At 65.6% G+C, this 14147-nt stretch carries 12 protein-coding genes and 2 pseudogenes; 9 read left to right on the top strand and 5 right to left on the bottom strand.

Translation table 11 applies throughout. The features are described 5' to 3' along the window. The first annotated feature begins 336 nt into the window (after positions 1 to 336). Positions 337 to 810 (top strand): annotated as a pseudogene (locus AC3A6Y_RS33500) (ATP-binding protein). Positions 811 to 2326: 1516 nt separating this feature from the next. Continuing rightward, positions 2327 to 2789: pseudogene (locus tag AC3A6Y_RS33495) on the top strand (serine hydrolase domain-containing protein); the annotation flags it as partial. Here the strand turns inward: AC3A6Y_RS33495 and AC3A6Y_RS33490 are convergent. Then, positions 2746 to 3105, bottom strand: coding sequence for a condensation domain-containing protein (locus AC3A6Y_RS33490; protein ID WP_487872558.1), 360 nt, complete (start codon positions 3103 to 3105; stop codon positions 2746 to 2748). The pseudogene AC3A6Y_RS33495 and the gene AC3A6Y_RS33490 overlap by 44 nt on opposite strands. A 283-nt stretch (positions 3106 to 3388) precedes the next feature. Between AC3A6Y_RS33490 and AC3A6Y_RS33485 the strand changes: the two genes are divergently transcribed. Together AC3A6Y_RS33485 and AC3A6Y_RS33480 are read left to right on the top strand one after the other, a co-directional pair. Next, the gene (locus AC3A6Y_RS33485; RefSeq protein ID WP_487872526.1) at positions 3389 to 3598 is read left to right on the top strand and encodes a hypothetical protein; all 210 of its coding nucleotides are present in this window, start codon (positions 3389 to 3391) and stop codon (positions 3596 to 3598) included. Between the two features lie 185 nt (positions 3599 to 3783). Beyond that, positions 3784 to 6507: a galactose oxidase early set domain-containing protein gene (locus tag AC3A6Y_RS33480; protein ID WP_487872525.1), complete on the top strand. Its 2724-nt coding sequence runs from the start codon at positions 3784 to 3786 to the stop codon at positions 6505 to 6507. Between the two features lie 126 nt (positions 6508 to 6633). Here the strand turns inward: AC3A6Y_RS33480 and AC3A6Y_RS33475 are convergent, their stop codons facing one another. Then, positions 6634 to 6747: a DegT/DnrJ/EryC1/StrS family aminotransferase gene (locus tag AC3A6Y_RS33475; RefSeq protein WP_487872524.1), complete on the bottom strand. Its 114-nt coding sequence runs from the start codon at positions 6745 to 6747 to the stop codon at positions 6634 to 6636. A gap of 106 nt (positions 6748 to 6853) precedes the next feature. On the opposite strand from AC3A6Y_RS33475, the gene AC3A6Y_RS33470 reads away from it, so the two are divergent. Both AC3A6Y_RS33470 and AC3A6Y_RS33465 read left to right on the top strand, forming a co-directional pair. Next, complete coding sequence (locus AC3A6Y_RS33470) at positions 6854 to 7021, top strand: hypothetical protein (protein WP_487872523.1); 168 nt, start codon at positions 6854 to 6856, stop codon at positions 7019 to 7021. A gap of 33 nt (positions 7022 to 7054) precedes the next feature. Further along, entirely contained in the window at positions 7055 to 7516 is a 462-nt protein-coding gene (locus AC3A6Y_RS33465) for a hypothetical protein (protein ID WP_487872522.1), read from the top strand. A gap of 147 nt (positions 7517 to 7663) precedes the next feature. Here AC3A6Y_RS33465 and AC3A6Y_RS33460 read toward each other — a convergent pair whose 3' ends face one another. After that, complete coding sequence (locus tag AC3A6Y_RS33460; protein ID WP_487872521.1) at positions 7664 to 8584, bottom strand: hypothetical protein; 921 nt, start codon at positions 8582 to 8584, stop codon at positions 7664 to 7666. A 1225-nt stretch (positions 8585 to 9809) separates the two neighbouring features. Next, positions 9810 to 10277 carry a hypothetical protein gene (locus AC3A6Y_RS33455; RefSeq protein WP_487872520.1) on the bottom strand — a complete coding sequence of 156 codons (468 nt, stop codon included), beginning with the start codon at positions 10275 to 10277 and terminating at the stop codon, positions 9810 to 9812. A 491-nt stretch (positions 10278 to 10768) separates the two neighbouring features. Between AC3A6Y_RS33455 and AC3A6Y_RS33450 the strand changes: the two genes are divergently transcribed. From AC3A6Y_RS33450 to AC3A6Y_RS33440, 3 genes are all read left to right on the top strand, one after another. Then, positions 10769 to 11644, top strand: a complete 876-nt coding sequence (locus AC3A6Y_RS33450; RefSeq protein WP_487872519.1) for a DUF6502 family protein — start codon at positions 10769 to 10771, stop codon at positions 11642 to 11644. A gap of 80 nt (positions 11645 to 11724) precedes the next feature. After that, the gene (locus AC3A6Y_RS33445) at positions 11725 to 13119 is read left to right on the top strand and encodes a DUF5666 domain-containing protein (RefSeq protein ID WP_487872518.1); all 1395 of its coding nucleotides are present in this window, start codon (positions 11725 to 11727) and stop codon (positions 13117 to 13119) included. Positions 13120 to 13343: 224 nt separating this feature from the next. Beyond that, positions 13344 to 13532 carry a DUF3606 domain-containing protein gene (locus AC3A6Y_RS33440; protein ID WP_487872517.1) on the top strand — a complete coding sequence of 63 codons (189 nt, stop codon included), beginning with the start codon at positions 13344 to 13346 and terminating at the stop codon, positions 13530 to 13532. Positions 13533 to 13648: 116 nt separating this feature from the next. Here AC3A6Y_RS33440 and AC3A6Y_RS33435 read toward each other — a convergent pair. Next, positions 13649 to 14147: hypothetical protein (locus tag AC3A6Y_RS33435; protein ID WP_487872516.1), on the bottom strand; the 499-nt coding region annotated here is incomplete at its 5' end.

The following is a 14147-nucleotide window of genomic DNA, read 5'->3' as shown; positions in this document are numbered from 1 at the left end:
GTGGCGGGCTGGAACCGACGGAATGGCACGACAGCGGAGTCAACGCAAACCTTGGTGATCGCCAAAGGCCTCGCCGCCGTGCATCAAGGGCACAGCGCTAAGCAAACGGGCACACCTTTCCAAGAAGGCGGTCATGACATCCGCCGGTTGATCTAAGCGGCAGCCGGAATGACGGCCTTCGATATCCTCAAGCGGCTGGGAGAACCAGCTTCGCAGACTTCCTCGAGAAGGTCATTGCCAGCGAGTTCGTGGCACGAGAGGAGCGCAAGCGCGTCACCATGATGCGCCTGGCGACAATGCCCTCCATGAAGACGCTGGAGCAGTTCGGCCGAGAACGTGGTGCTGCCCGGGCCAAGCGGCGTCGGCAAGACCCATGTCGCGTTGGCACTGTGCCACCGCGCGTGATGGCGGGACACAAGGCCCCCTTCATCACCGCGGCCAAACCTCATGATGCAACTGGCAGCGGCCAAAGCGCAGAGCCGGCTGAAGGAATACTTCAACCGAGCCGTGCTCGGACCGAAGCCGTTGGCGATCGAGGAGATCGGCCACCTCCCGTTCGGGCCGGACGAAGCCAACCTGTGCTTCAACGTAGTGGCCAAGCGCTCCGAGCGTGGCTCGATGCTGCTCACGAGCAACCTGCCGTTCACGCAGTGGGCGAGCGCCTTCGCGGACAACAAGACGCTGACGGCGGCAATGCTGAACCGGTTGCTGCACCACGCCCACATCGTGCAGATCACGGGCGAGAGCTTCCGATTGAAAGACAAACGCAATGCCGGCCAGGCGGCAAGGAGGGCCACGTCGGTGACATGACCGGCGCCGCGCGCTGCTCGGCCGCCTCGGACTACGCGCTCCGCGCCCGAACAGCGCATCGATCGCGACCTGGGGTGGGGCAGATTTACTTCGGCGATCAGGGGGTCAGATCTACATCGGCGGTTGACACTTGGCATGCATGCTCCTGGTCGTCATGCTATGCCTCGCACACAAAATTCCGGACAGGCTCAACAGACGTCGTCGCCCGCTGCGCATTGTTGATCGCGAGTTCATGAGCTTTTCCCCACCCAAGTTGAGTTCGCGCGTAGCTCAGTTCTTGAAGGCGACTTGCGCGAGGGCTTCTTGGAAATGCCAAAACTGTTTCCAGCCCCTCCGCAATACTCGAGTCAGTGCGGGTCGCAAACACCCAGGCGCTTGCGCTTCGTAGCGCGCTCCGCCAACGATGATCTCAAGGTCGTGAACAGAGCACTGGCCTCGGTCACGACAAAGGACTTCCAGACAGCAAGCCGAGAACAAAAATCTCGTTTGGCCAGAGATGATGGAAATTGATTCCGACCGCACGACTCTGACGCTGACTCATGCCACTCCTCGCGGGCCACCCGCACTGGATGACGGCGCCAATGCGTTGGGTAGAGTTCGATTGCCCAGTTCTCGATGTCGCCCACATCAGAGCGGCTGTCTGCTAGACGGAACCACTCGTCTCGGAACGCTGTGCGCCACGAAGTGGAAGTTGGGAACTCTGCCTGTGGTGTCATCAGTAGAACTCGTAGTTCATCAAAAGACTCTGTCCGCGGGGTGATTCGGATTGCGTCGAATCCACGCTACACACTATGCAGCTGTCCGAGGGCAATGAGGTCCGCTGCTTTCGGCGGTCAACGCCGTTGGGGCTTCCTCGGCTGTGGCTGCAGTGGAGAAGACTAGCGTACACAACGCAAGAGCAAAGCCTGCGAGCAGGACGGGCCAGCCAAAGGCAATCACCAGTGCCGCCGTCACAAGGGGGCTGACAAGGAAAACGACACATCTCATATCCAACTCCTATGCTGCTTTCCAGTCCCATCAATTCGCATAACGGGTCTGGCTTAGATCCGAATGTAGGCGTGAAGGCAAACGTATACATGAGCATTGAGTCCCAATTTGAGGAGGGCAGAAGCCCGTCTTCATGGCTGGTCTGGCCATGACAAAACGCCTACATTCTTGGTGCACCCCAAGTGCCCTGCGCGGGCGCGGAATGGATAGGCTCCGTCATAACGGTTGCCGCTCATGGCTTTAGCTTTCACGGTGACCGTGCTTACCTGCTTACCCCGATTGTTCGGAGGATTGTGGAGCGCAGCGAGCCCCGGGCGATCCTCGGACCTCAAGGTAAGCCCAAGGCTGCATGCACGGGTAGCATCTACAAACTCTTCAGGGGGCCGTCCGAATGTCGTTGTTGCTACTTCGCCGGGCCTTGCTTCTGGTCTGGCTGCGCGCACTCGCGCCTGGTCCTCCGCCGCCGCCGCGACCCCTCGCCGATACCGACAAAGTCTTCGCCGCCTGAGACAAGCCCGATCCTCCGGGTTTGGCTCCTGGCCGTCGTGCAAGAACGCATGATCGTCCACGGCCGCGGCTACGGCCAAGCCAGCTTGGAATACGGCATTCCGATCAAGCCGAACATCGGTTCCCCGCGGAATCGCCCTCCAAGCAGTTCACGGCTTACGCCAGCCACCTGCTGGCACAAGGAGGAAAGCTGTCGCTGGACGACACGGTGAAGAAACACGTGCCGCAGCTGCAGATGGAAGGGCCATCCAGCACCATCCGCAACCTTGCATCCCACCAGCGGCCTGCGCGACCAGTGGGACCCTGGCGGGTTTGCGGCTGGAGGTCACAATCACCGAGAGCGACATCCTGAGCCTGGTCTTCCAACAAAAGCCATTGAACTGGGCGGAGCATATTACAGCAACACCGGTTACACGCTTCTCTGGTGGATCGTACGGCGTGTCAGCGGCCAGAGCCTGGCCGACTTTGCGCACGAACCCATCTTTGCGCCCGAGGGGCCGGTTCCAGCGGGGGGCCCAGGTCCAGTTCGTTGGCATACAGGGCGCCCAGCTCGCCCCATATCACGCCCCACGACCACCCATCGCACACGGCGTGGTGGGCGCTGATCAAGAGCGTGTGATCTTCCGGGCAGGTGCGATAGAGCCTTGCGCGAAAGAGCGGGCCTTGCTCCAGGATGAAGCGTTCATGCACTGCCGTGTCGAAAGCCGTCGCGAGCCGGCGCTGCTGCTCCGCCGCATCGAATGTACATCGCGTTGCGCTGTCGCGCGGACGCGGATCGGACTGGAAGAGGTGCGTAAAAATGTGAAAACCTCACAACCGCCCCCCTGCTTGCCGTGTATGCCAAATCGCTATGTTTCGGACAAGGTTTCGCGGCTCTGTGCGAAAAGCCCGTTGAGTTCGACGCTGCAGGCGGGTGCTCGTGATTGTCCCGCGTCCATTACCAAAGTCACAACTCGTGACCGCAGCCGTCCACTGCTCTCCTGAGAGCCATTTCTGCAACTTAGGATGGCTCAGACCGGTGGAAGTCACGTGCTCGACGCAGCGAGCTGACCACCGCCACTGAAAGAAAGACAAGGAGGAAAAAATGACTTGGCAGCAACAGGTGCAGACGACGAGGCCCGGCCCGAACCGCAGCCGCCAGTGGCAGCACGATTTCGTCGTCGAGTGGCACCGCCTCTCCGAAGGGTGCGCCGACCTAGAGCAGACGGCCCACTTCGCCCTCGAGTTGTATGCGTTGAAGGGCACGCGCAATCCTGTTGAAGTCGCTCGTGAGGCATGGGGCGTGGAGGTGTAGCGTGCCTTGGTCGCAAAGACAGGCCTTCCGGGAAAGAGTCCTACGTCACGCGGCCGGAGCGTCGCGTGTTCCCAACGCCGAAGTTCGCCGACAACGCGGCCAGCCGTAGGAGAACTTCGCAAACTTCCGCTCATGTCAGGCGCACGACATATAACCGCAAAGTACTAACATTTTGCGGAGCACCGATGTCTTGCAAGTGCCAGGTCTTTCGCCTGACCGTCGTCGCCCTTTCCGTTGCGGCCTTGATTTCCGCCTGTGGCGGTGGTGGCAGCGGCGTGAATGGCCTTTCGGCAGGCGCCGGTCAGGGAGCGTCGAACGATGGCAGCAGCAGCAGCAGCAGCAGCAGCAGCGGCACCGGCGCGCCCGAGGCCGCCAGCAGCGACGCCGCCAAGGCAGGCAAGGTCCGCCGTGCCGTGCGCACGCGCGAAGACATCGAGCGCGAGCGTGCGCGCGAGCGCCAAGTGCCGGCGCCCATCGATCGGGGCGATGGCCACCCCCAGCGCAAGAGTTCCAACCTGCAGACCGGCAGCGTGGCCGGCCCCGAGATCCAGGGCCAATGGTCTTCCGCAAGCAGTTGGCCGCTCAATGCCATTCATGCCATCCTGACGCCGGACGGCAAGATCATGAGCTATGGCACCGACCCCGACGGGAACCAGGGTGCGCAGCTCTACTACGACGTGTGGAATCCGGCGACCAGCGCCCATAGCCTGCTGCAGCACGCCACACGCACCGACATGTTCTGCAATGCCCAGGTGATGCTGCCGACCACCGGGCAGGTGCTGCTGGCGGGCGGCGATACCCGCGGCCTGAACGACGGCACGCCACCCAACCTGGGCGTGCGCGACACGAACCTGTTCGATCCGCTCCTGCTGGAGCTGAAGGCCTCCGGCACGCCGATGCAGTACGCGCGCTGGTACGGCTCGCTGTATCCCCTGGCGGACGGCCGCGTGCTGACGGCCGCCGGCATCGACGAGAGCGGCGCCGGTGCGGGACCGCCGGAGATCTACACCCCGGGCTCGGGCTGGAAGACGCTGTCGAAGATCGCCCACTGGCCGGCGGACTGGTATTACCCGCGCGGCTTCCTGGCGCCGAACGGCAAGGTCGTGATCGCCAGCGGCAGCAGTCTCTTCAGTCTGGACGTCGAGGCGGAGACGATGGACGCCATCGGCACGCTGCCCAAGAACACCGACTGGACACTGCCCTGGGCGCTGTTCGACCGCGGCCGCATGATGATGGTGGACGACGAAGGCGGCGCGATGGTGGTGGACGTCAACGGCAGTACGCCCGTCGTCACGCCGATCGCCGGCCCCGGCACCAACCGCATCTGGAGCACGGCGACCGTGCTGGCCGACGGGAAGGTGGCCGTTACCGGCGGCTCGTCGGAAGACAACGTGCTGGTCGACACGGCCTTCTCGACCCTGATCTGGGACCCGAAGACCAACGGCTGGACCACCGGCGCATCGGCCGCGAAGCCGCGGCTTTATCACTCGTCGGCGATCCTGCTGCCCGATGCCACGGTGCTCTCCGTCGGCGGCGGCTCGCCCGGCCCGGTTGTCAACCTCAACGCCGAGATCTATTCGCCGCCCTATCTCTTCGACAGCAACGGGCAGAAGCAGGCCCGTCCGATGATCAACGCCGCGCCGGCCAAGGTGGACCTCGGCTCGACCTTCGGCATCACGGTGGCGTCGGGCCGGGCGATCCAGCGCGTGACGCTGATCCGCACCGGCTCGGTGACCCACTCGACCAACTTCGAGCAGCGCTTTCTCGAGCTGCCCTTCACGCAGGCGTCGGGCAGCTCGACGGTGAACATCGAGCTGAACGAAGGGCCGAACACGCTGCCGATCGGCTACTACATGCTGTTCGTCATCGACAGTGCCGGCGTGCCCTCGGTGGCCAAGATCATGAAGGTCGATGCGAGCTGGTCCAAGGCCGCCGATCAGGGGCAGAGCTTCACGCTGCCGACGGCGACCACCGTGCGCTATGGCAGCGGCAGCAAGTGGGTTCAGAAGACCGCATCCGGCGTCGTGGCCTGCAACAACGAATTCTTCGGCGCCAATCCCGCACCCGGACTCGCCAAGGCCTGCGAGGTACTCACGCCGCAGGCGGCTGGCGTCGTGCCGGGCAACCAGCCGCCTGCGGGCGACAAGCTGGTCGCCAACGAAGGCGGTAGTTTCAGCATGGCGAGCCCGGCCTTGGTGAGCTTCGGCGCAGACTCCCGCTGGATCAGCAAGACCGTCTCGGGCAGTGCCAGTTGTTCCAGCACCTTCTTCGGCCTGGACCCCGCGCCGATGACTGCGAAGGCCTGCTTCGCGGACACGCCTTCCGCGCCAGCCCCAGCCCCAGCCCCAGCCCCAGCGCCAGCCCCAGCCCCAGCCCCAGCCCAGCAATACACCACTCTGGCGCAGGAAGGCGGCACCTTCACCGTGCCCAACGGCACACTGGTGCGCTACGGCGCCGACACACGTTGGCTCGAACGGGCCGTGAGCGGCAATGGTGCGTGCACCAACACCTTCTTCGGCTCGGACCCCGCGCCGTACATGGCGAAGTCGTGCGTAACTCCGACGGCAACGCCCGCACCCGCCCCTGCCCCTGTCCCCGCACCCGCCCCTGCCCCTGCCCCTGCCCCTGCCCCTGCACCCGCACCCGCACCCGCACCCGCACCTGCACCCGCACCCGCACCCGCACCCGCACCAGCGCCAGCGCCAGCGCCAGCCCCAGCGCCGCCGCCCTCGGGTGCATTCCTGGCCAACGAGGGACAAAGCTTCACCATGTCGGCGCCGACCGTCGTGAGGTATGGCGCCGACACGCGCTGGGTGCAGAAAACGGTCAACGGGACGGTGGCTTGCACCAACGCCTTCTTCGGCACCGACCCGGCGCCCTTCGTTGTCAAGTCGTGCCGGGTCTCCTGAGCGTAGGCTTCAGGAGAAGCGCGCGCGTTGTTAGCACCGCCAAGAGAGTTCAGGCCGCGCAGTTGCCTCAACTGGCGCAGGCACTGGATCTTGAACAGCGGGCGCGTGTGCCCGCGAGACCTGCTACTACGGCCGCAACGCGGCACCATTGGCGACTTCGGCTGCTTCTCCGAAGGCGTGCGCGCAGTCCTCAATGACCTTCAGCCAGTGCTGCCGGGCGAGCGCCATCAGTTCGTCCATCTCGCACGGTCGCCCTGGAAGTGGACCGGCACGATGGGCCGCGTGCGCGGGCTCAGGCTGGAGATGATCGCGTTGACGGTGGCTCAGAAGGTCAGCGGCGCCGATGATGACCCTGTACAACGACGACCAGCTGTGCGCCGGCGCGCTGAGCGTGCTGGCGGATGCCTGCGCCAACGAGAAGGATGCCCGCGTCAAGCTGTGGTTCGGGACGCCGTTGATCATGGACGAGGCCGGCGTGGTCGATCCCGAGCTCTCCGCTGCCAGCGACCAGTAGTACGGCCGGCAGGGCCCGGCCGCTGCGCGCCCGATGTGGGAATGGTGCCTCGAGGAGTCCATTTCGCCCGATGCCTTCCTGGTGGAAAAGGCGAGCCATCTGCAGCACATGCGCAGAGAGCGCGATGGCAACGTGGGCGACTGGAGCTTCTCGGTGCGCCTGGCCAACAGCGGCGCCTGGGCGCGTTATGTGGGGCAGACCGTATCACGCTACCGCGTGCAGGCGGGTTCCGTCACCGTTGCGGGGCGCGGCGTGGAAGACCACCGGGCGTTTGAGCCGGCGTGCGAGCTGCGCATGCCGCCCGAGCATGAGGCCGCGAAACAGCGCTCTATCGGAACATGCGCGTGGTCGCCGTCCGCTATGCGCGCGCCGGCAAGCGCTGCTGTGGCCCCGCATTCCATGGGAGCATGGCCTGTCGCTCCGCTCGTCGTGATCGCCCTGATGCTGCTGACGCCGCGCCCGTTGTGGCTGTGGGCGCTGAACTACAAAAGCTGATCAGGGCTGGCGAGTCGCTCCATCGGCCCCAGGTCGGCCTGGGCTTGTGGACGGTGCGCATGATGCCGTTGCCGGCGTTGTTTTTTAAACGAGCTGAGTGGCCTCAGTGAGTCATGCACTGTGAGCACCGAATGAGGCATCGTCGCATCAAGTCTTTTGAGCGGGCGCTTCTTCGATCGATGAAGTAGTCACTGCCCTCAGCGCGCGCAGGCGTTCGTTCGCGGGTTCGGTCGTAAGGGCCGCGGCCCGCCTGTCCACGCTGGTCGAATACGTCCTGGCTTCCTTGCGAGCGCTTCTCGTGTCAAGCCACTTGATTATTCCCGTAATGCACAGCCCGACGCACGAAGCAATGGCAACAAAGAAAGAGGCAATCATGACGAGCAGTTGAAGGTCGCGCAAACCGTAGCTCGTTTCACCTCCCCCGCCCGCGGAGAGCGCATAGGGCTGCGTCGCCTCGGGCGGGAAGATGAGTCCCAAGCCCAACAGGCCGAGTACCAAGATCGTTGCGAACACAGCTGTCCGTGCGAAAACCCGCCGATACGTTCTGCGCGCCTTCACTGGTGAGTCCATATGGTGAGTCATTCGCTCGGAGCTCCGCGTGTCATCTACCGGGACCGCCGCCAGGGCCGCCACCACCACCAGGTCCACCACCACCGCCGGGCCCACCGCCTCCTGCGGGGCCGCCGCCCCCGGGTCCGCCGCCTCCGGGACCACCACCGCCAGCACCGCCACCGCCGCCCGCGCCGGGGCCACCGCCACCGCCGCCCGCGCCGGGGCCACCGCCACCGCCGCCTGCGCCGGGACCACCGCCACCGCCGCCTGCGCCGGGACCACCGCCACCGCCGCCTGCGCCGGGGCCACCGCCACCGCCGCCTGCGCCAGCGCCGGCACCACCACTACCGGGCCCACCTGCTCCAGGACCACCGGCCGAGCCGCCGCCAGAGCCGTCGCCGCCGGCAAAAAGCCAGTTGAGACCGCCACCGCCAGAGCCCTTGGCGGGCGCCGCGCTTCCAGTCGGGCGCGAACCAGCAACGGAAAGCGATGGCTGCGCCACTCGCGCTGACGCAACAGCGTTCAGACAGACCGCCTCCCCGTACGGGTTATATCGGTCGCAATGACTGGGCACTGCTGGCCGCGGCGCAGCGGTCTGATACTTCGTGCCGGGAATGGGCCTGGCACGCGGTTCACCGACGCGGGGCGGGGCACTGGGAACGATCGAAGGTTGAGCGAGTGCAGGCGTGGGGTTGCTTCTTTCTGGCGTGGCCATCCTCGCCGGCTCGTCGGCTTTTGGCACGTCGCGCACGACCGGATGCTCATGGGCCTTCGCCGACCTTTGCCCATCTGCCACCCAAACGGTGGCAGACCTGGTTCGCGGTCGCGCTGGCGAAGCAAGCGTCGATTCGGGCGCTGCAGGGCTGAACTGCGCTTTCCGCTTTGCCGGGGCGGGCGCCGGGACGTCCTCAGCAGGAGTAACTACCGGTGATTGGGCGACCTGGGCCTCCAGGGCGGGCGACTGCGGGGGCTCGCTCCTGGCCTCGACGGTCGCGGGTGCAGACTCGCTCTCGGCTTGGGCCGAGGGCGCGGGAACAGGTTCGCCTTGGGCCTGATTCGCCGATGGCGCGGCAGGCTCTCGCTCAGCCTGGGTGGCGACGGTCGGCCCGGCTTGGGGCGGCACCACCGCCGCGTGCGCCGGGCCTTCGCCTGCTGGCGTCCTCTGCCACGAGACCGACTCCGGGTCAGAGCGCGGTGGGCCCCGCTGCGTAGAGCGACCGACGTACCAGAGCACGAAAGCGGCATGCAGGACCCCCAGGATGATCAACAGCCAGACGATCGACACATCCACACCAGCGGGCACCGGAATCCCGAGGACGTACCGCGGCACCTTGCTCCGACGCTGTGTGCGCACTGGAGGCCATGAATCAACTGATGAGGACGAGACCTGCTGCGCGACCGTGGGGGGGTCTGCGGCCCCGTTGATTCCTCGCCAACCTGTGGCAGGAGCTTGCGCGCACAACGTCGGCAATAGTGGGCCGTGTCTCTGTTGAGGGTCTGACACACACTGCAGACCCGCGTCAAAAGGTGTGGGGGAACTGCCGGCCCTGGTGGCTGCCAATCAGTCCAAATGGGTTGCGCCGATGTTGTCTTGGACGCAGCGGAAGGCAGCGCTTGAACCGGCTCATTCGCGGCGGCGTCGGGCGAATGATCCAGCGTCGGCTCCCTGCTCACCGTCTCGCCAAAGTCCGGCTTTACATGAAGGACTGCGTCGCTCATGGCAGGTATCCGGCTGCTGGCGTCACACGACCGGGACCCATGCTGTCGCGCCTGCCAATATGGTAATCACCAGCCAGAAGGCGCCCAAGTCCCAGGTCCAGCTCCGCAAGGAGGTGGGCCGCTGGGGCCACTGCAGTGTCGCGTCGAAGGTGCTCCTTGCCGCATAGAACGCTGGCAGCTTATGCGAGCAGGTCTTGCAGAATCGCGCAGCGCCGAGATTGACGGTGCTGCAGGCCTCGCAGATCTCTGTCGAGTCCAGCCCAGTGCGTGCCTGCGCCAAATCAATCAGATTGGCAAAGACGACGTCTGACTGTTTTTCACCGAGCACAACGGTACTAGAGGGCACGGCGGCGCTCCTTGCCCAGGGCCTTGGCGCGTCCGAGCCGGCGCCGAAGGCGCTGTTCAGCAATGGCCAGCTTAGCGAAGGTCCGGAGATCTTCGTCGGCAGGCCCTTTTCCGGTGCCGAGAAGAAATCTTCGGAACGCGGCAACGATGCGTGCCTGCACCGCTTTCCTGGCACGCCTCGCGGCAGCCCGGTCGCCGCGTTCGCGTTCCTTCCTTGCGCAGGCTTCGTCTACAGGCCCTCTCGTGTGTCGTGAGGCAAGGGCCGGCCAGCACCTCCTCCAGGCGGCCGCCTTCTTCTGGCGCGTGACGGAATGCGACATTCTTCTCTCCGAAGTGGCGGCTAACGTGGGAAAGATTCACACGAATAGAGCACTTCTCTTACACTCATGTGCATCCATTTGTAAGACACAAGCTGTTTTCACTGTCATGTTCGTAACCTTGTGTTACTGCACCGTGCCCCGCCTTTGAGGATCATCTTGTTGCCCAAGAGCTTGCGCGTGCTGTACGGGATCAGGTTGCGTTGGTCCGACAAGGCATCTTCTGGGGACCGTGACCATCGTTTCGGCTTGTGGATGCCGGACATACCGCACAACAGAGACCAACTCCATCACGCCGCGGCCAAGGGAAGCAGAATCTTTGGGCACGAAACGCACTGGCGCTAGAAAGACCGAGCGTGAAGCGGCTATGTCCGCATCCGCCGGCGAGAGGGGCAGCGAGGCCGAACGCAAAGCGGGCTGGGTGCTCGAAGCCTGCGGGCGCGTGATGCGGCCAGTCATTCGCCTCGCGCTGGCGCTGGGCCTCAAGCACGCGAACCTCGAACTGATGCTGCGCGAACTCCTCATCGACGAGGCGCGCCGGGCATGGCTCGCCAAGGGCGTGGAGCCCAACCTCAGCCAGATCTCGGTGACCACCGGCTTGAACCGCAAGGCCGTGACGGCCAAGGTGCGCGAGGCAGAAGAACCGCTGCCGCACACCGAAATGTCGGCAGCCGCCAAGGCTTTGACCCTCTGGCTCCAGCGGGTGGCCGACGATCCGACGGCCCGCGTCCTGCCCATCACGGCAGAGGGCGAAACAAGCTCCTTCGAAGCCTTGGCCCGGCAAGCGACGCATGGCAACTTGCATCACCGCAGCATCCTCGACGAGTTGCTGCGATTGGACATGGCGATCGAGCATGCGGGCAGCGTGGAGCTCAACACCGCCGCCTTCGTCCCGTCGAAGGACCTGAAGAGCATGCTCGCCTTCCTGGGCGACAACGCCCGCGACCATCTGCTGGCCGGCGTGGCCAACACCCTGGGAGCAGAGCCGCCTTTGCTGGAACGCTCGGTGTTCGCCACCGGAATCCCGCTCGAGGACTGCGAGCGAATCCATCGGCTGGTGCGCGAGCGCTGGGCCGTGCTTCACAACGAGCTGGCGCACGAGATGACGCGCGCCTTCGAAGCGTCCGGGAAAGACGCCAAGGGCCGCATCAGAGTCGGCATCTATACCTACTTCGATGATTCACCAGACGAGTAAGCTGCGCGTCCTTCCTTCGTCCTTCCTTCGTCCTTCCTTCGTCCTTCCTTGGTACTTACGTCGCACCGATAAAGCAGAAGATGACAAATTCCTGGCTGCGCAACGGCTTTCTGGCACTGCTGATCGGGGCGCTGGTCTCGTGCGGTGGCGGTGGCGGTGGCGGTGGCGGCGGCGGCGGTGGCGGCGGTGTGGCCGTCGGCGGCACCGGCGTGGCCGGGTCGGGCGCGGTATGGAGTTCGCTCGACGGGAGCAGCCCGGCTGGCGGCGGCGGGGGAGATGGCCAGGGTGGCGTTGGCTCGGGCGGCTCGGACGGAACGGCCTCCGCCCCCGGCGGCACCGGCTCGGGCGGCACCGGGACCTCCACTGCATCGGGCGGGGGCGGCGACGGCGGCGTCGGCTCCGGCGGCACCGGCGTGAGCACCGCCGATGCGTCCGGCGTCGGCGCGGTCGACGGCTCGGGCAGCATCATCGTCAACGGCCTGCGCTACAACACCGACACCGCGGTGCTGAACGTCGAAGACGCGCCTGCCTTGCAGCTGGGCATGAGCGCCAAGGTCACCGGGCCGGTCAACGCCGACTTCACCAGCGGCATCGCTCGCCGGGTCGAATCCGCCGCCGATCTGCGCGGCACGCCCTCCTCGGTCGATCTCGCGCAGGGCAGCTTCGTCATCCTCGGCACCACCGTGACCACCGACGAGGCCACCGTGTGGGCCGATGCCGCCGGCCTCGCGGCGATCCCGCCGGGCACCACGCTGCAGGTGTGGGGCCTGCCGGGCGCACCGGGCATCCTGCGGGCCACGCGCATCGAGCAGCGCGGCCCCTCCGCGGCCATCCTGACGGGCACGGTGCAAAACCTCGATCCCCTGCGGCACACCTTCACCCTCGGCGGCTTCACGGTCGACTACAGCGCGGCGGTACTCTCCGGCAGCCCGGACGGCAGCGCGCTGGCCGATGGCACGCTGGTGCGCGTGCGCGCCAACACCGTGCTGCCGGGCCGCTTGCCCGCCACCCTCGTGCAGTGGTGGTATCCGGTGCCGAGGGCGAACGCCACGCCGGTGCAGCTCGCCGGCCTCGTCACCGACTACGCCGGGCTGGGGTCCTTGCGCGTGCTCGGCGTTCCGGTGAACGCCGCTGCGGCGCAGATCACCGGCGGGCTGGCCAGCGCGGTCGGCAACGGCGTCAAGGTGCAAGTCGGCGGCATCATGTCCAACGGCATCCTCCAGGCTTCCAAGCTCAGGATCCGCCACGTGCCGGGCGCCGGCGGACCCGCGTCCTTCACCCTGATCGGCACCGTCGGCAACTTCAGCTCGGCCGCGAGCTTCCGGGTGAAAGGCCAGCCCGTCGACGCCAGCGGTCCGGGCGTGGTGTTCGTCAACGGGACGGTGGCCAATCTCGGCAATGGGGTCAAGGTCAACATCGAAGGGGCGCGGGTGGTGAACGGCGTGCTCATCGCCACGCGCGTCGCCTTCGAGTGAGGGAAGTTCAGCGCTTTGTCGGAAAGCGAAAAGCAATTGCGACCTGCGGCAAGCATGTGCTCCCTCGAAATAGCTAAAGCGCTGCCTGCGCCTTCCCGCGGAAACCCTCATAGCCGTGCGGCAGAAAGCTCGCACTCCGAGAAACTCACGCGCAGGAAGGCAAGACGCCTACATGCAGGGTGTCGGAGCTGACAACTCTGTAGACGACTCAGAAGGAAAACGCCATGCCCGATGAAACCTCCCGACCCGTCCGCGATAGCAGGTTCATCGCGCTCGACCAAGACCATGAGTTTCGCTACTGGACCAAGAACCTCGGCTGCACCGAGGGCGAATTGCGCGCCGCTGTGGTGGCCGTCGGCAACTCTGTCAACTCAGTGCGCAAGTATCTTTCCATCTTGAGGTTGCGCCGGTGACGTGCGTCCCGGAAAACGCAGCAAGCGGTGGACCAACCGGGGCAGAGTGCCGCCGGAGTTGACGGAGCGCATCGCGCCGACCCGCCTCGAGGCCATCCAGCGCATCGGCATCGGCATCACGCGCGACGGGAGAGGATCACCGGATCATAGCCATCGAGGACGAGAAGCTGGTCGGGCGGCGACTGCTTCGGGGTGATCGTCCTTTTCATGTAATTTGATACGGTTTGCTCCGGAAGCCTTTGCTGGCGCGGGTTTCCGGGCGTCAAGGCGCCGCTTACGCAGCGGCCAGCGGCTGCCGTGTACAGTCCCTCGACAGCCTGGATTGGCCGGTCATGTCCACCTACGTCTATCACTTCGTCGGCCTGGAAGCCCTGCCCGCTCGCCTGACGGACTTCGACCTCCAGCACTTTTTTCAGCTCGGAGATGGCGACGTTCTGTCGGTCCGCCAGCGATTTCGATCCGACCGCCGGGTCGCCGGCGCACTGCAACTGCTGTTTCTGCGCGCGTGCGGCCGTCCGATGGATCGCTTCTTCCGTCCTGCCTCGCAACCTGTTGCGGTACGTGGCGGAGACGCTGGAAGCGGCCCCGCTGTCGATCGCGAGCCTGCGCAGTCTC

The organism is Variovorax sp. Soil_C_17 (genome assembly GCF_057657265.1).
This window is presented reverse-complemented; position numbering and strand designations above follow the sequence as displayed.

What these genes read in the sequence shown, in the direction of transcription:
- AC3A6Y_RS33485 (WP_487872526.1), top strand. Translation starts at nt 3,389, where the DNA reads ATGACTTGGCAGCAACAGGTGCAGACGACGAGGCCCGGCCCGAACCGC.
- AC3A6Y_RS33480 (WP_487872525.1), top strand. Translation starts at nt 3,784, where the DNA reads ATGTCTTGCAAGTGCCAGGTCTTTCGCCTGACCGTCGTCGCCCTTTCC.
- AC3A6Y_RS33475 (WP_487872524.1), bottom strand. Translation starts at nt 6,747, where the DNA reads ATGGACGAACTGATGGCGCTCGCCCGGCAGCACTGGCTGAAGGTCATT.
- AC3A6Y_RS33470 (WP_487872523.1), top strand. Translation starts at nt 6,854, where the DNA reads ATGACCCTGTACAACGACGACCAGCTGTGCGCCGGCGCGCTGAGCGTG.
- AC3A6Y_RS33465 (WP_487872522.1), top strand. Translation starts at nt 7,055, where the DNA reads ATGTGGGAATGGTGCCTCGAGGAGTCCATTTCGCCCGATGCCTTCCTG.
- AC3A6Y_RS33445 (WP_487872518.1), top strand. Translation starts at nt 11,725, where the DNA reads ATGACAAATTCCTGGCTGCGCAACGGCTTTCTGGCACTGCTGATCGGG.
- AC3A6Y_RS33440 (WP_487872517.1), top strand. Translation starts at nt 13,344, where the DNA reads ATGCCCGATGAAACCTCCCGACCCGTCCGCGATAGCAGGTTCATCGCG.